10 protein-coding genes are annotated in these 15,624 nt (G+C 61.4%); 2 read left to right on the top strand and 8 right to left on the bottom strand.

All coding sequences use genetic code 11. The features are described from left to right. Positions 1-23: 23 nt before the first annotated feature. From P0D96_RS02095 to P0D96_RS02065, 7 genes are all read right to left on the bottom strand, one after another. Positions 24-377, bottom strand: a complete 354-nt coding sequence (locus P0D96_RS02095) for a copper-binding protein (protein ID WP_408311208.1) — start codon at positions 375-377, stop codon at positions 24-26. Next, complete coding sequence (locus P0D96_RS02090; RefSeq protein ID WP_408311205.1) at positions 374-3,592, bottom strand: efflux RND transporter permease subunit; 3,219 nt, start codon at positions 3,590-3,592, stop codon at positions 374-376. The genes P0D96_RS02095 and P0D96_RS02090 overlap by 4 nt, the downstream gene beginning before the upstream one ends. Next, on the bottom strand, positions 3,589-5,139 hold the full coding sequence (locus P0D96_RS02085; RefSeq protein ID WP_408311203.1) for an efflux RND transporter periplasmic adaptor subunit: 1,551 nt from the start codon (positions 5,137-5,139) through the stop codon (positions 3,589-3,591). Before P0D96_RS02085 ends, P0D96_RS02090 begins: the two co-directional genes overlap by 4 nt. Positions 5,140-5,150: 11 nt before the next feature. Next, positions 5,151-6,452, bottom strand: a complete 1,302-nt coding sequence (locus P0D96_RS02080) for a TolC family protein (protein ID WP_408311200.1) — start codon at positions 6,450-6,452, stop codon at positions 5,151-5,153. A gap of 112 nt (positions 6,453-6,564) precedes the next feature. Continuing rightward, a complete protein-coding gene (locus tag P0D96_RS02075) occupies positions 6,565-6,930 on the bottom strand; it encodes a hypothetical protein (protein WP_408311197.1) in 366 nt (121 codons plus the stop codon). A gap of 83 nt (positions 6,931-7,013) precedes the next feature. Beyond that, positions 7,014-8,879 carry a biosynthetic-type acetolactate synthase large subunit gene (ilvB, locus tag P0D96_RS02070; RefSeq protein ID WP_408311194.1) on the bottom strand — a complete coding sequence of 622 codons (1,866 nt, stop codon included), beginning with the start codon at positions 8,877-8,879 and terminating at the stop codon, positions 7,014-7,016. Between the two features lie 398 nt (positions 8,880-9,277). Further along, complete coding sequence (locus P0D96_RS02065; protein WP_408311191.1) at positions 9,278-12,109, bottom strand: 2-oxoglutarate dehydrogenase E1 component; 2,832 nt, start codon at positions 12,107-12,109, stop codon at positions 9,278-9,280. Positions 12,110-12,624: 515 nt separating this feature from the next. On the opposite strand from P0D96_RS02065, the gene P0D96_RS02060 reads away from it, so the two are divergent. Together P0D96_RS02060 and mug are read left to right on the top strand one after the other, a co-directional pair. After that, positions 12,625-13,653: a GlxA family transcriptional regulator gene (locus P0D96_RS02060; RefSeq protein ID WP_408282183.1), complete on the top strand. Its 1,029-nt coding sequence runs from the start codon at positions 12,625-12,627 to the stop codon at positions 13,651-13,653. 180 nt (positions 13,654-13,833) lie between these two features. Continuing rightward, on the top strand, positions 13,834-14,370 hold the full coding sequence (gene mug, locus P0D96_RS02055) for a G/U mismatch-specific DNA glycosylase (protein ID WP_408176639.1): 537 nt from the start codon (positions 13,834-13,836) through the stop codon (positions 14,368-14,370). Positions 14,371-14,430: 60 nt separating this feature from the next. On the opposite strand, the gene P0D96_RS02050 is transcribed toward mug, so the two are convergent. Beyond that, positions 14,431-15,387 carry a LysR family transcriptional regulator gene (locus P0D96_RS02050; protein ID WP_408176637.1) on the bottom strand — a complete coding sequence of 319 codons (957 nt, stop codon included), beginning with the start codon at positions 15,385-15,387 and terminating at the stop codon, positions 14,431-14,433. Positions 15,388-15,624: the final 237 nt, after the last annotated feature.

Raw genomic sequence — 15,624 nt, 5'->3', positions numbered from 1 at the left:
CATCGCTGCGCAACCGCGAACCGTTACTGTTTCATAAGCTTCACGATGGTCAGCTTGCCATCTACGTTTTCAACGCGAACCTTGACCTTCTCGCCCGCCTTGGCCTGTTTGACCATCGCCGCATCCTTGGCCTTGTAGGCCATGGTCATCGCCGACATGCCGATGTTCTTCAGCTCGCCGTGCTGAAGCGTCACCATGCCGGCGGACGGATCCACCTTTTTGATGACCGCATCGGTGAGCGCTGCGTTGTTCGGTGTCCCGGCATCCATCGCGCCGTTGGCCATTTTCATGCCGGCCATGTCGTCCGCCGCTATCGCCGCACCGGCGAGCGCAAGACCGGTACAGAACGCAGCCATCAAAGTGATCAACTTCCTCATTGGTTTTCTCCAGAGTGAGTTTGCGGCACAAGCGTGCCAGTGGGTGCTACGTGGGATTGCAGCGCTTCTTGCGTGGTGGCTTTCATGCGCGCAACGCCGCGGCGTTGCAGCAACAGCCAGGCGGCGGGAATGATGAGCATGGACAGGAGCGGCGCGGTCACCATGCCGCCAACCATCGGCGCGGCGATGCGCTGCATGACTTCGGAGCCGGAGCCGTGGCCCAGCATGATCGGGATGAGGCCCGCCAGGACAACCGCGACCGTCATCGCCTTGGGCCGCACACGCAAGACCGCGCCTTCGCGGATGGCGTCGACCAGGGTCGCCTCGGTAAAGGGCTCGCCTGCGTCGAGGCGATGGTTAAGCGCGCCCTTCAGGTAAAGCAGCATCACGACACCGAATTCGGCCGCCACGCCCGACAACGCGATGAATCCCACCGCCGTCGCAACGGACACCGCGTGCCCGAGAAGCCAGATCAACCAGAACCCGCCGACCAGCGCAAACGGCACCGTCGACATCAGCAATAAGGCATCGGCCGCCGAGTTGAACGTCAGGAACAGCAGCACAAAAATGACCGCGAGCGTTACCGGAATCACCGTTCGCAACTTCGCGGCCGCCCGCTCCAGATACTCGAACTGACCCGACCAGGCGATCGAATAGCCGGGCGGCAGGACAACATGCCGCGCAACCGCGACCTGCATCGCTTTCACCGCCGATTGCAAATCCGTATCGCGAATGTCGACGTAGACGTAGCCTGATAGCCGGGCGTTCTCGCTACGGATCATTGGCGGTCCATCCGAGATCCTGATCGTCGCCACATCGCCCAGCGTGATCTGCGCGCCGCGATCCGTGACGACCGGCAACTGGCGCAGGTTGTCGACGGAGTCCCTGATCTCCCGCGGATAGCGGATGTTGATCGGAAAGCGTTCACGGCCCGCGATCACCTCGCCGACGTTATCGCCGCCCACGGCAGTCGACACGATGGACTGGATGTCCGTCACGGACAGTCCATAGCGGGCGGCCGCGAGCCGGTCGATATCGACGTCGATGTAATGACCGCCGTTCAGGCGTTCGGCCAACGCCGACGTGACGCCTGGCACGTTCTTCAGGACGGACTCGACCTGCGTGGCGATCTTGTCGATCTGCCCCAGGTCCGCGCCGGAGATTTTCACTCCGACGGGCGTCTTGATCCCGGTCGACAGCATGTCCAGGCGATTGCGAATCGGCGGCACCCAAACATTCGACAGCCCCGGAATCTTCACCCGCGCGTCGAGTTCATCCACCAGCTTCTCGGGTGTCATCCCAGCCCGCCATTCGCTGCGCGGCTTGAACTGAATGGTGGTCTCGAACATCTCGAACGGCGCAGGATCGGTCGCCGTGTCGGCGCGTCCCGATTTGCCGAATACGCTTTTCACTTCCGGAACCGTCTTGATGAGGCGATCCGTCTGCTGGAGAAGCTCGGCGGCTTTGTCCGCGGAGATGCCGGGCAACGCGGTCGGCATGTAAAGCAGATCCCCTTCGTCGAGCGGCGGCATGAATTCGCCGCCGAGCCGCGACACGGGAATCAACGTGATGGCAAGCGCCAGCACTGCCAGCCCGATTGCGATCCACGGCCGGCGCAACGTCGCTTCGAGCACGGGACGATAAAGCCGGATCAACACACGGTTGATCGGATTGGCGTTCTCATGCGGAATCCGGCCACGGATCAGATAGCCCATCAGCACGGGCACGAGCGTGACGGACAAGCCGGCGGCAGCGGCAATGGTGTAGGTCTTCGTGAACGCCAATGGCGCAAACAGCTTCCCTTCCTGGCCTTCGAGCGAAAACACCGGAATGAACGACAGCGTGATGATCAGCAGCGAAAAGAACAGCGCCGGGCCGACTTCGGCGGCCGACTGTGCGATCAACTCCCACCGCCGGGCAGTCGTGATCGGCGTATCGGGGTGCGTGTGGTCGTACGCCTCCAGATGTTTGTGGGCGTTCTCGATCATCACGATCGCTGCATCGATCATCGCGCCAATCGCGATCGCAATGCCGCCCAATGACATCAGGTTCGCGTTGACGCCCTGGTAGCGCATCACGATAAATGCGGTCAACACGCCGAGCGGCAGCGACAGGATCGCAACGAACGCGCTACGCAAGTGGAACAGGAACACCGCGCAGACCAGGCCGACGATGATGAACTCCTCGATGAGCTTGTCCCTGAGGTTGTCGACTGCGCGCTCGATGAGCTGCGAGCGGTCATAGGTCGTCACGATCTGGACGCCCGGCGGCAGGGACTGCTTCAGGCCGGCGAGCCTGGCCTTGACCGCGTCGATGGCCGTCAGCGCATTCTTGCCTGAGCGCATCACGATCACACCGCCGGCCACTTCGCCTTCACCGTTCAGTTCGGCAATGCCGCGGCGCATTTCAGGTCCGATCTGAATGCGTGCGACGTCGCCAAGCAAGACGGGAGTTCCAGTGCTGTTCGTGCGCAGCACGATGTGGCGGAAATCGTCGAGCGAGCGCAGATATCCCGACGATCTGACCATGTACTCGGACTCGGCCAGTTCGACCACGGAACCACCGGATTCCTGGTTCGCCTTGCCGATGGCATCCGCGACGCTAGCCTGCGTGACGCCGTAGGCACGCAGCTTGTCCGGATCCAGAACGACCTGGTATTGCCGCACCATGCCGCCGATGCTGGCGACCTCCGAAACATCCGGTACCGATTTCAACTCGAACTTCAGAAACCAGTCGTTCAAGGCGCGAAGCTGGCCAAGGTCGTGTTTGCCGGTGCGGTCGACGAGTGCGTATTCGTAGACCCAGCCAAGGCCCGTGGCATCGGGCCCGAGTGAGACAGTCGCGCCCTGCGGCAAACGGCTCTGCACCTGATTGAGGTATTCGAGCACGCGCGAGCGGGCCCAATACGGGTCCGTCCTGTCATCGAATAGCACGTAGACGAACGCGTCCCCGAACGACGAATAGGCGCGGATGGTGGTGGCGCCCGGCACCCCCAGCAGGGTCGTCGTGAGCGGATACGTCACCTGGTCTTCGACGACTTGCGGTGCCTTGCCGGGATACGATGCCTTGATGATGACCTGCGTGTCGGACAGATCCGGCAATGCGTCGACCGGCGTTCGAGTCAGCGAATAAACGCCCCATGCGGTGACGAGCACTGTCGCGAGCAGCACGAGGAACCGGTTGTAAATCGACCAGCGAATGACGCGTGCAATCATTTCGCGCCTCCGGCCGGTTCGACCTGCGTCAACTGGTAGCCGTCGTCGGACGGCTTGAAAACGAAATGCACGGACTCGCCGACCTTGACGTCCGGAAAGGCCGTCGGAGACGGCTTGCCGAAGGTCATGGTCATCGCACCCCAGCCTAGCGCCGGCACGGGTTGATGTGAGAACGTGATGTCGCTGCTGGTGACTTTTTCGACCTTGCCGGTCGTTTCGTAGGTTTGCGCGGCAGCGGGCGCGGAGGCAGGAGCAGGAGCGGAAGTCGAGGCCGACGCCGCAGGTGCCGCGCTTCCTTCGAGTTTCGGCAGCACGGACTTCAGGCTTGCTTCGGAGTCGATCAGGAACTGGCCCGACGCGACGACCTGCTGGCCTTCAGTCAACCCGCTCGTGACCTCGGTGCCGTCGCCGCTATCGTGGCCGATCGCAACCTGGACAGGCTGCAACCGGCCATCGCTATTCCTGACAATGACGATCGAGCGCTTGCCGGTCGTGATGACCGCTTCGGACGGCACAAGCAGCCGCGAGACCGGTTTCGCTCCACTGACCCGTGCGCGCATCAGCATCCCGGGGGTCAGCTTCAGTCCTGCGTTGTCGATTTCGAGGCGCGCCTGCAGCGTCCGGCTGTCCGGACTGATGCCCGGCAGGATTTCACGGATGTGGCCGCTAAAGTGGTGCGAAGCGTCGCCGGCGAACGTCGCGTCGACCATCATGCCGGGCCGCACCTGCAATGCGAGCGACTCGGGTATCTCAACGATCAGCCACAGCTTCGACAGACCCGCGATCTTGGCGAGCGTTTGTCCAGGCGACACCATCGCACCATCGCGAACATTGAGTTCCGTCAGCACGCCGGCTTGCTGGGCGAATAGCGTGACATGGGTCTGCGCTTTTCCGGTTCGGTCGAGGCTGGCAATCAGCCCGACCGGAATCGACAGCGCCCGCATGCGTGCACGTGCGGCGGCAAGCAGGCCGGCATCCATGCCCCCGCGTTTGAGCGCCAGATACTCTTCCTGAGGCGCCAACCAGTCGGGCACGAAGAGCGATGCAATCGGCGCGCCCTTCACGACACGTTGCATTGGCGCGCTCGCGTATAGGTGATCGATATAACCCGTCACCCGCGACTGGACGACATCGGCCATCGACTCATCGAACTGGGTGGTTCCGATCGCGTCGAAACTTTCAGAGGCGTCCTGCCGGACCACCGTCGCGTATCGGATGCCGAGATTCTGTTGCAGCGTCGAGTCGACCTTCATACCGCTGGAACTCCCTTCGTCCGCGAAGACGGGCTGAAGCTCCATGTTCATGAAGGGTGATTTGCCGGGCTTGTCGAAGTGCTGGTTCGGCACCATCGGATCGTGCCAATAGAGCACGTTGCGGCCAGTTTTCGGGTCGATCTTGACTCCGGCTGCGGATGCAGTCGCGGCTGTGGCTGACGCCATGGGTGTACCTGTTGCGGCACGATGGCTGCCGGCCACATAGCCGGCGCCTATAAGCGCAGCGGCAGTGAACACTGCCGCCACGGCGCGTACGATCAGTTTCTGGTTCATGTTTTTTCTCTTTACTGGGCGGAGGTCAGGTCGGGCGGCAAAACCTGGTATTCGAGCTGCGCCCAGACGAGGGAAACGTCCCGTTCAAGGTTCAACACCTGAAGGTCCGCTTCGAGCTGTGTGTGTCTCGCGTCCAACGCATCGGAGAGCGTGCCGGTACCCGACCGGTAAGCGGCATTGGCCAGTTGCACTTTTTGTTCGGCCGCGGGAAGAACGGTTTGTCTGGCGTTGGCTAGACGCCCCCGCCCGCTGGCGAGCTTTGCCGTCAGACTCTGGATATCCGCGACCACCTGCCGCTCGGTGTCTTCATAAACGAGCCGCGCCTGCGTACCCATTTCGGACTTTTGCTCGACGTCGCGGTCTTCGACGTTCCCGCGATGGATCGGCAAAGGGATGGAAACACCGACCGACACGTAGTCCGGGAACTTGCCACCGCTCTTGAAGTAGGTCAGCCCCCAGGTCCAGTTCGGGCTTCGGTTGCTTCGGGTAACGTCCGTGTCGGCATCGGCCAGCGAAATGGCTGCACGGGCCGCGATCAACGAAGGCTGAACCTGAGCAAGCTGTTCGACGCTTAAACCCGATACGTGTGACTGGAGTGCCGGCGGCGTGCCGCCCACTTCGAGCACATTGCCCGCGCCCGTCCAGCGCGACAGCGTGATCAACGCGGTCTTCTCGTCCTGCTGGGCGCTGATCAGTTCATCACGCGCGTTGCCAAGCGTCAGGCTCGCCTGGGCGACATCGATCGCCGCCCCTTTTGCACCACGGTACGACGCCTGTCTCGCGGCGAACTCCTGGCTCAGATGGTCGATCAGCGCCTGACTCAGCGCGACGGCCTTCTTTGCGTAGATGGCGTTGAGCCAGGCCATCGCCACTTGCTGACGAACCTCCGCCACCTTTTCGAGGTACGTCGATTTGTCGCGCTCCACGGCACGATCGGCCAGCGTTGTTTGCAGCCGGCGCTTTGCAGGAGAAACCCACTCCTGCTGGATGCCGATGCCACGCATCGTGAAATTGTCCTGGCCGATCGTGAAGGCATTGGGTCCATTGACAGGCAGGTCCTGGACACTCAGATTCAACGTGGGATTGGGCAATTGCCCGGCTTTGACAACCACGTCCGAACTTCCCCGAACCGAGGCTTGCGCAGCCTGGATCGAGGACGAGCGACTAGTGGCTATTTGAAGTGCCTCGTCGAGCGTCAAGCCCGCGTCTTGGGCATGCGCCGCGCGGCCAGCCAACGGGCCGAACGCAAGGAAGACGGCGCACGAGCTAGCCCAGGCGCGCCGGGATGCCGGCGTGCCGATGATGGAAAGCATGGTCTAACCTCGAATGGTCGAGCCGTGTGTAGCCGCGCGAGCGGACACACGAACTCACATCCCGAAACGGGACGACATCACCGCGTAAAAGCGGCGAACCAGAACGATGGAGTTAGAGGGACTGCGGTGGACGCCAGAGGCCATCCGGCTCGCGGATGGAGAGCGACTGTGCGTAGTGGAAGCTGACGGGAACAAACGACCCGGCGGGTCGAGTCACGGTGGGAGAAGAAACGGGGTGATAGAGGCTGCCCATCTGACACTGGGCGCTCACCTTGCACAGCGATACCTTCGACTTGGCGTGTTCACTGGACATGGGGCTTGCCGAATCGCAGCCGGGCATATCAGCCGACAAGGCGGCGGTGTCGCCGGTCATGGCGGATTCCATTGGACACGCTCCAGTCGTGCCGCTTGCTGCCAGCCCACTGAGGGGCAGCATCACACACAGCAGCAAGACGAGAAGTGTCCGCAGGATTTTCATCGCCGCAAGTATAGCGCAGCCATCGGCATTGTCACGCGGTCAAAGGCGTACGCGTAAGAGCGCGTGAATCAACACGAAGTTGCTTAGAACATATCCGCAGCCGCTTGACGCTCCGTGCCCTTCCCTTTGGTTTCCGACTCGACCCGGGACGGAATGAACGGCCCGGTGATCATATTCGCGTAGCTTTGCCCTGGTCCGACCATCGGAAAGACATCGGCATTCTCGTCGACCATCACTTCGAGGAAAGCCGGTCCGTCGAATTCTATGAAGGCCCTGAGTTGGCCTTCGAGTTCGCTGATTGCGTCAACGCGACCGGCAAACTCAAACCCGTCGGCCCGAGCTGCCATGACAAAATCCTTGCGATGAAGCGACTTGTCGCTCACACACAAGCGCCCCTCGTAAAAGAGACGCTGCCATTGCCGGATCATCCCGTCACCGAGATTGTTGAGCAGCAGTACTTTGACAGGCACGCCGTAGGTGGTTGCCGTCTCCAGGTCGCCAATATTCATGCGGATGCTGCCGTCACCATCGATGTCGATGACAAGCGCATCCGGTCGCGCCAGTTGAGCGCCGATCGCCGCGGGCAGCCCGAAGCCCATCGTCCCCATGCTGCCCGAAGTCAGGAAACTGCGCGGCTCGACGAAGTCGAAAAATTGCGCTGCCCACATCTGATGCTGACCGACGCCTGTGGTGACGATGGCTCGCCCGCCGGTAATTTCACTGAGCTTTTCGACTACGAACTGCGGCTGAATTGCCGGGCTATTGCGGTCGTAGTTCATACCGTAGACCCGTTTCAGTTCCTTGATTCGGTCGAGCCAGTCCAACGGCGGTTGCTCGACTGGACCATGCTTCATCAGCGACAGCAAGGTATCCTTCGCGTCGCCTACGTGCGTCCAGTGCGCCCGTTTCACCTTGTTGATTTCCGCCTCGTCGATGTCGATATGCGCGACATACCGTGCTCTGGGAGCGAATGCGTCAGGGCGGCCACCGGCAACCCGGTCATCGAATCGGGCGCCTACCGCGATCAGGAAGTCACAATCTTCGACCGCGTAGTTCGCACAGGCCGCGCCGTGCATGCCCAGCATGCCGAGCCCCAGTTCGTGTTTCACGGATATCGCGCCGAGCCCCATCAACGTGGTCACCACGGGGATCCCGAAGCGCTCCGCAAACTGGCGCAACTCTGCCGTTGCGCCGGCCGTGATAATGCCGCCGCCGGCATACAGCAACGGTCGTTTGCTGCGCGCCAGCAGATCGAAGAATTCGGTGCGCTTGTCCTCTTCGAGACGAGCGCCTTTTGCCACCATGCGAAGACGGTCGGAGTAGCCTCGAAACTCCAGCGTACCGTGCCCGTGATAGACGCCGCTCCAGTTCTGGATGTCCTTGGGCACATCCACGACAACCGGGCCTGGACGGCCGGTGCGAGCGACTTCGAATGCGGTCCGCAGCGTCTGCTCCAGCTTTGCCGGGTCGGTCACCAGAAACACCTGCTTTGCGCACGCCGACATGATGTTGAAAACGGGCGCTTCCTGGAAAGCATCGGTGCCGATCATGGCACGAGGCACCTGTCCGCATATGAGGACGACAGGGATCGAATCGCCGTTGCAGTCGGCGATCGGCGTCACCGCGTTCGTCGCCCCAGGGCCTGACGTCACCATGAATACGCCGACCTTGCCGCTCGCGCGCGCATAACCCGCGGCCATGAAGCCGGCGGCCTGTTCATTGGCGGGTACCACGAGTTTGATCTGGCGCTCGGGAGTTCGCGCGTGCATTTCGTTGAAACGAAAGACGGCGTCGTACGTCGGCAAAATTGCGCCGCCGCTATAGCCGAATACGGTATCGACACCCTGTTCGCTGAGCACGCGCAGGATGATGTCGGCACCCGACATCGATTCGCCGGCAGCCGGCGGTTTCAGGAGAGCGTTTAAAGCAGCGTTTGGGTTTTGGGTCATGGCTGACTCGCATGGAAACGGGCGCTGACAACATCAGCGGCCAAAATCTAAGGACGATTTCCCTTCCAACTCGAGAACAGCGTATGTTCCTTACCAGCTCATGGGCGATTGCTCCGACGGGTTCTCCGTACGAAGCGCAGCCCATCCAGCACTTTTTTGATGTGCGTCTGGAAGAATCGTGAGAAACGGTTTTACTCATTCTGACAATGATTGAGGCTGCGCACACGCATAAAAGCGCTTGTATATGGGCCAAGATAGATCGCATTTGAGCCATTGCGATGACCCGCCGTCCGCAGATCTTTTTCGGTTGCATGCAAACGGTCGCCGCTCGGGCCGCTTATCCACGTCCCGAGCGACTGAAGGTCCGCGCGCGGTATCACCGCGAGATGCACAAGCCATTATTCCGCGAACGCACTTGAGATAAGCGCAGCCTGTCTCGCCGCATGTACCGCGTGATAACCGGGCGCCGTCGACGCGGAAGCCGCCGGCCCCGCATACCGCAATTGCGCACCCGAAGGCAGGATCTCGCGCAACTGCGGTTCAACGAAGCTCGATGCCCCCTGGTTGCGCGACTCCTCCTGACACCAGACCACGGTCTTCAGATTCGGATAGCGCGCAAACTCCACGGCGAGTTGCCTGGACGGAAACGGATACAGCTGTTCGACGCGGATGAGCGGCGTATCGTCAACACCCGACGTGCGGCGCTGTTCGAGCAGGTCGAAGTAGACCTTGCCCGAAGACACGATGACGCGCTCCACATTCGACACCCGCGACGGCTCGACCTGCGTGTCCACCAGGATCTCGCGGAACGCACCCGTGGCCAGCTCGTCGAGCGTGCTGACCGCTTCCGGATGACGCAACAGCGACTTGGGCGTCATCACGACGAGCGGCCGGCGATCGAACACAGCCGCTTGCATCCGCAGCAAATGGAACAGTTGCGCGGGCGTGGTCGGTTGGGTGACCCGCATGTTGTCCTGCGCGCAAAGCTGCAGATATCGCTCGAGTCTCGCCGACGCGTGTTCCGGTCCCTGCCCGTCCTGCCCGTGCGGCAGGAACAGGGTCAAGCCGCTGAGTTGTCCCCACTTTGCGGCGCCCGCTGCGATGAACTGATCGATCACAACCTGCGCACCATTCGCGAAGTCCCCGAACTGCGCCTCCCACACGACGAGCGCATTGCGGTTGACCGTCGAGTAGCCATACTCGAAGGCCAGCACGGCCGCCTCCGACAGAATGGAGTTCGTCACCGTAAATCGGCCGCTTGCGCCGTCGATATGATCGAGCGGGATGTAGACGCCCTCCGTCCGGCTCGTGCGTGTCTGATTGTGCAGAACGGCGTGGCGGTGATTGAACGTGCCCCTCGCGCTGTCCTGCCCGCTCAAGCGGACATCGATCCCGGCGTCGAGCAACGAGGCGAATGCCATGTGCTCGCCCATGCCCCAATCGACCGGTTTTCTCCCCGCGGCCATCTCGCGGCGCGCGGCGATCATCTTGCCGACCAGCGGATGGATTTCATATCCGTCCGGGATGGTCGAGATCTGCTGCGCCAACGCGCGCATCTGCGCGGGCAACGGAGGACCATACTGGACCGGGCCGGCATAGTCCTCGAGAAACTTCGGCCATGTGGGTATTTCGGCTGGCTGTACAGATACGCCGGGCGCTTCGGCTTCTCGCGCGTGTTCGAGACTGTCTCGATGTGCGTCGAGGGTGTCCTTGACCTGCTCCGGCGTCACTACGCCTTCCCTGATCAACTGTTGCGCGTACACGGTCCTCACGCCAGGGTGGCTGGTAATCGCGCGGTACATGAGCGGCTGCGTGATGGCGGGCGTATCCTGTTCCTGATGCCCGTGCTTGCGGAAACAGACAAGATCGATCACCACGCTGCGCCTGAACGCCGTGCGATAGTCGAGCGCGAGGCGCACCGCCATGGCCACCGCTTCCGGGTCGTCAGCGTTGACGTGCAAAACCGGCGCCTCGATCATCTTCGCGATGTCCGTGCAGTAGAACGACGAGCGTGTATCGCGCGGATCCGAAGTCGTAAAGCCGATCTGATTGTTGACGACCACGTGGACCGTTCCGCCCGTGCCGTGTCCTCGGGTGTACGTCAGGCTCAACGTCTCCATCACGACGCCTTGCCCGGACATTGCCGCATCGCCGTGAATTTCGACGGGCAGCACGTCGCTTCCGTCGCCCGCGCCCGAGGTCTCGCCTTTGGCGCGCGCCATGCCTTGCACCACCGGGTTGACGATTTCCAGGTGCGAGGGATTGAATGCAAGCACGACATCGACAGGCCCGTCGGCCGTCTGCGTGACACCGCTATAGCCCTTGTGGTACTTGACGTCGCCGGCCGGCAGAGGGTCGCCGCTCTTGCCCTCGAACTCGTCGAAGAGCGCGCGCAAAGGCTTGCCGGCAATGTTCACCAGCACATTCAGACGCCCGCGATGCGCCATGCCCATCACCACCGTGCCGACCTTCTTCGATGCGCCATAGCGAACCAGCTCGTCCAGCAACACGATCAACGATTCGCCGCCTTCCAGCGAGAAGCGTTTTTGCCCGACATAGCGCGTGTGCAGGTACTTCTCCAGTCCTTCAGCAGCCGTCAGGCGTTCGAGGAACCGTTTTTTCTCCGCTACCGAAAACGAAGGCCTCGCGCGCGTCGACTCAAGTTGCATTTGCCACCAACGCCGCTCGCCGGCATCGCTCAGATGCATGAAATCGGCGCCGAGTGTGCCGGAATAGGTCTGTTCGAGCGCCGCGACGATCTCGCGCAGCGTTGCGTCTTCGTCGAAAAGAAACGTGTCGGCCGTGCTGAATCGCGTGGACATGTCTGCCGCCGACAAGCCGTAGAACGCCGGCGTGAGTTCGACGGAGGCCTGCGGCGGAGTCCACAGCAGCGGGTCGAGTTTCGCCTTGCGCGTGCCGACCATGCGGAACGCGGCAATCAACGACTGCACCGCCACCTGCTTTCTGGCGATCGCAAGACCGTCTTCGAGCGTCGTCTCCGTAGCGCGCGAGCGCTTGCCCAGCTCGACGAAGGTGGAAACGACAGGCGCATGCGGTTCGTCATCGCGGTCGCTGCCGTCGATGGCGGGGGTTTCGCGCAACGCATCGAAATACGCGCGCCACTCATCCGCGACCGATGCCGGGTCAGCCAGGTAGAGTTCGTACTGCTCCTCGACATAGGGGGCGTTTCCCCCGAACAGGAAAGAGCTTTGAATTTTTTCCATCAGCATGATGAATCTGTCCTCGATTCGCGTCCGGTCTGAACTTCGACCGTGACATGGGTTGAGGCGGCTGTAGCCTCATCGTGGCCAGTCCGGCGTGCAACCAGGGGCTAAGGACGGACGACCATTTCGCCGACGACAGATTCTCTGGTGCGCCCGAGCTTTAAGATCCCAGCCGCATTGATGAGATAAAGCATAGGTAGTCGGCACGGCGACCGTGCGCATCTTTGGCGCCGTCGCGGGCCAATAGAGGTGAGATTTGGGCCACGTAGCCAGTGTTGCCCCGCGCGTCGGCTGCGAACAGGGTCATGAGGGGCGCCGCAATGAACCGCGCTCTCCTGACTCCGCCCTTGCGACGGCCAACGAACGGGTCTGCGCGCCGCTTTACCAGTATTTCCGGGCTTGCATACCCGCACTTCGTGTAATAAGTGATTTTCGGCGCGACGCATTTATCCCGTGGCGCTTCGCTCTTATAGTGGCTCCAGCGGACACGAAGTCCGGCAACGAGGAACGAGGGTCACGACATGAAAGTCGCCATTGTTGTATTCGATGATGTGCAGGCGCTGGATGTTGCGGGCCCTCTGGACGTATTCGCGGAAGCCAACACATTTCTCCCTGAACACCAGAAGTATGAGGTGTTTCTGCTGGGTAACGAGGCCGGCACCGTGTCGTGCTCGAACGGGATGCAACTCGCGATTCCGTATAGCTATGCGGACTTCGACACGCCATTCGACTTGCTGCTGGTAGCAGGCGGACCGCGGTTGCCCAATGCCGAGCCGCGGCCCGAGTTTCTGAAGTGGTTGCAAGACCAGGCGCGCGGCGCAACCCGCTTCGGTTCCGTTTGCAACGGTGCATTCGTGCTCGCACACGCCGGGCTGCTCGACGGCAAGGACGTGACGACCCACTGGGCAGATGCGGATCGCCTCGCTGACGAATTCCCTCAGGCACGCGTGCAGCCGGACCGGATCTTCATTCGTGACGGACGCCTCTTTACCTCTGCCGGCGTGACGGCGGGCATAGACCTGTGTCTTTCGCTGGTCACGGAAGACTGGGGGCACGAACTGGCCGTGCGGGTTGCGAAACGCCTGGTGGTCTACATCCAGCGAGAAGGAGGACAGTCTCAATACAGTCCTTACGTCGGAGTACGGAAGGACCAGGATCCGATCGTCGGCAAGGTGCTCCGGTACGTGACCGAGCACATTACCGATGCGTTATCGATCGAACAGCTTGCCAGCGCTGTTTCAGTCAGCCGCCGTACGTTCTCGAGGCTATTCGCGAAGTATGCCAAGGTGACGCCGTCCGCGTTTGTCGAGCAGGTTCGCGTCGACACCGCGAGGAAGTTGCTCGAGGAGACCGATGCGCCTCTGAAGACCGTGGCGTTCAATTGTGGCTTTCATAGCGCCACGCATATGCGAACCACTTTCTTCCGACGGCTCAACGTTACGCCCAGACAGTATCGCCAACGATTCCGCGGCACGGTAGGCAAGCAGCAGTGGGCATCTAGCGAGGTCGAGGAGCAAGTCGAAACAGCAGAACTGGAAACTGTCGATTAGCTCTCGGGTCTACCGAGTTGGGCTGGCAAGAATCGGGACACATTTGACCTGAAATCGACGCTCTTGCCGCTTGTCCGTCGTGGCGGCGTGGTTCAAACTGCGCTCGTGGTGTCGTCGAGGTAGCCTGTTGTTGCCACTCGGCGCCTCGAATGTACATCTTGAATAGGCCTACACCCATCCGTGACTCGCTCCGATTCACTTCAATCTCTTCCTGATCTGCTTGAGCCGGGTTTATCCGTTGTATTTTGCGGCATCAATCCGGGCGTCCGCGCGGCGTCGACCGGCCGCCATTTTGCCGGCAGCGGCAATCGGTTCTGGCGGACCGTTCATCTGGCGGGTTTCACTCCCGAACAGATTGGTCCCGAAGACGACCACACGCTCCTGCAGTATGGTTGTGGTCTCACCACGGTGGTCTCGCGTCCGACCGCACGAGCGGATCAGCTATTACAGTGGGAATTCAAAGCGGCCGCGACGGAGTTCGAACGGAAGATCGAAGGATATGCGCCGCGATGCGTTGCCTTCCTCGGAAAGATGGCGCTCAGCGCAATGTCGGGCAGCCGCGACATCCAGTGGGGACTTCAACCGGCCACATTCGGCGGCGCTCGCGCATGGGTGCTGCCCAATCCCAGTGGCCTGAACCGGACTTTCAGCCTCGATGCGCTGGTGACCGCCTATCGGGAACTTCGTCTTGCAGTCGCGCCGGCCGGTTCGGTTTGAGCTTGAAGAATTCGCCGCGTGGACTAGCCCGCACGATCCGACTTGCCTCATCAGCATGCCCTATTTGACCGGACTCAAGATTCCAGAGGTCCCATTCATCGTCACCGCGGTTTCCATGTGTTGAAGATGCACGTTTCTGCGCAACGTCTCGGTGACGAACTCCACGAAGGCTCGAATCTTACCGCTTGCGCCTCGCCGCTCCACATGCAGCAAGTTGACCGGCGTCGACTCGGGCTCGAATGCCGTCAAGATTGGCAGCAGCGTTCCATTGAGTACCTCGGACGCCCCCTGGTAGGAAAACAATTGCGTTATTCCCACGCGGTCGACGGCTGCCATAACGGCCGCCGGCGCCAGGTTGACGATCATTCGTGGCTGAACCCGGACCGATAGCCTCAAGCCGTTTTCATAAAACGTCCATTCGAGAGGATTCGTCACTCCCGTGAGGGACACGCAGTGATGATCTGCAAGCTCCCTGGGATGAACGGGTTCTCCATGGGCCACGAGATAAGCCGGGGCCGCGTAGGTTCGACGCCGTACAAAACCCAACGGAATGGCATATATCGAAGAATCGCCCAGGTGGCCTATCCGGATGGCGATATCCACGCCCTCCTCCAGAAGTCGCGTGGTGCGATCGACATACACCGCGTTGATGCTGACGTCCGGATAACGCTGGGCATACGCATCGATTAGCGGAGCGATGAATCGCTGGCCAAACAGCACCGGAGCAGAAATGGTCAGTGTGCCTACCGGGTTGTCCTGGCAAGCCGCGACATCGGCTTCTGCGTCCGTGACGGCATCCAACACCTTGCGGCAGGCATCGAGGTACGACATGCCCGCCTCTGTCGGTCGGACTGAACGGGTTGTTCGCGCCAGCAGTTGCGCGCCCAAGCGGGCTTCGAGCGAGTTGAGCGCCCGCGAGACCGCAGGCGCCGACATTCCGAGTTTCTCCGACGCGCTGGTAAAACTGCCTCGGTCGACGATGGCTACGAAAACCTCCATCTCACGTAATCTGTCCATCTTGATTCCAACTTGAATGTGTTTTCAGCCTGCCAATAGATCACGCCCTCCTCACGGGGACGCGGCGTCATCGGGCGCCAGGAAGATGCGGCAATAGTAAGCGCCACGTCCTGCATGGTGACGCTCACTTTCCGCGGTTGACTCGAAGAAGACTACGAATGGCCGATTTCGCACTCTTTCAACGAGCAGACGAAGTGGCCTTCGCGATATCCCATCTCAGTGGGATTTTGTTCGTTA

It is taken from the genome of Paraburkholderia sp. RL17-347-BIC-D, assembly GCF_046027915.1.
Taxonomy (GTDB): Bacteria; Pseudomonadota; Gammaproteobacteria; order Burkholderiales; family Burkholderiaceae; genus Paraburkholderia.
This window is presented reverse-complemented; position numbering and strand designations above follow the sequence as displayed.

Excerpts from the sequence above, each read along its gene's own strand:
- ilvB (WP_408311194.1), bottom strand. The coding sequence starts at position 8,879 with ATGACCCAAAACCCAAACGCTGCTTTAAACGCTCTCCTGAAACCGCCG.
- P0D96_RS02050 (WP_408176637.1), bottom strand. The coding sequence starts at position 15,387 with ATGGACAGATTACGTGAGATGGAGGTTTTCGTAGCCATCGTCGACCGA.
- P0D96_RS02075 (WP_408311197.1), bottom strand. The coding sequence starts at position 6,930 with ATGAAAATCCTGCGGACACTTCTCGTCTTGCTGCTGTGTGTGATGCTG.
- P0D96_RS02085 (WP_408311203.1), bottom strand. The coding sequence starts at position 5,139 with ATGAACCAGAAACTGATCGTACGCGCCGTGGCGGCAGTGTTCACTGCC.
- P0D96_RS02095 (WP_408311208.1), bottom strand. The coding sequence starts at position 377 with ATGAGGAAGTTGATCACTTTGATGGCTGCGTTCTGTACCGGTCTTGCG.
- P0D96_RS02065 (WP_408311191.1), bottom strand. The coding sequence starts at position 12,109 with ATGCTGATGGAAAAAATTCAAAGCTCTTTCCTGTTCGGGGGAAACGCC.
- P0D96_RS02060 (WP_408282183.1), top strand. The coding sequence starts at position 12,625 with ATGAAAGTCGCCATTGTTGTATTCGATGATGTGCAGGCGCTGGATGTT.
- P0D96_RS02080 (WP_408311200.1), bottom strand. The coding sequence starts at position 6,452 with ATGCTTTCCATCATCGGCACGCCGGCATCCCGGCGCGCCTGGGCTAGC.
- P0D96_RS02090 (WP_408311205.1), bottom strand. The coding sequence starts at position 3,592 with ATGATTGCACGCGTCATTCGCTGGTCGATTTACAACCGGTTCCTCGTG.